Consider the following 714-nt stretch of genomic DNA (forward strand, 5'->3'; position numbering starts at 1 on the left):
ATGGCATAATCGGGTAACCGAACCAAGCTTGCTGTTTTGGTCTTCTTGCTAACACTTGACAGGTACCAAGCTCCTTCCATTTTTTTAATGTCTTTCGAGCTCACCTGCACCAAGTCTGAAAACCGCAATCCTACAGCACATCCGAAAATGAAGATGTCCAAAGCTTTCAACTGAACCGCATTGAGCTGGGCTCGTAGATCGGTATCATAGATCAAATACCGCACGCGTTCCGGACTCAGGGCAATTACCGGAATGTCTTCTTTGAAAACATAGAGTTGGCTGATAAAATCGCCTATGGGAAGGTGTTTCTCTTTTTTTAGGTACTTGAAAAAGGTTTTGAGGGTTTTAATGACCATACCCAAATAGTTGTCAAAACCACCCCTCTTGTACACAAATTCACTGAAGCGCTTGAAGAACCGTTTCCAATAGGCCGATTCTGTTTGTTCTAAACGCTTATTAAAGCCCTTCCAGACCCGAACGGTTAGTTTTGAGCTAGCAGCCTCTTCATAGGCCTGTAATAGCCTTAAAACAGTCTCGTCGTTCTTTACGGTTCCAATGCTCAAGGGGGCACCATTGGCTTTGCGGCGTCTACCTTTTCGAGTATCCGAGATGAACTCTTCAAAAAGGGGAAGTACTTCGTAGGAAGATCGCATGTTGAAAAATGTATATGTAAGGTTTAAGGGTTCCTGTGATGGTTGGTAACCACGTAGCAGG

1 protein-coding gene is annotated in these 714 nt (G+C 44.1%); it reads right to left on the reverse strand.

All coding sequences use genetic code 11. The features are described 5' to 3' along the window. On the reverse strand, positions 1-653 hold a 653-nt coding region (locus ACQ2HE_RS19905; protein ID WP_430902515.1), incomplete at its 3' end, for a hypothetical protein. Positions 654-714: the final 61 nt, after the last annotated feature.

Origin of the sequence: Endoryza foliicola, assembly GCF_050589245.1 — a bacterium.
In the GTDB taxonomy this organism is placed as follows: Bacteria; Bacteroidota; Bacteroidia; order Chitinophagales; family Chitinophagaceae; genus Endoryza; species Endoryza foliicola.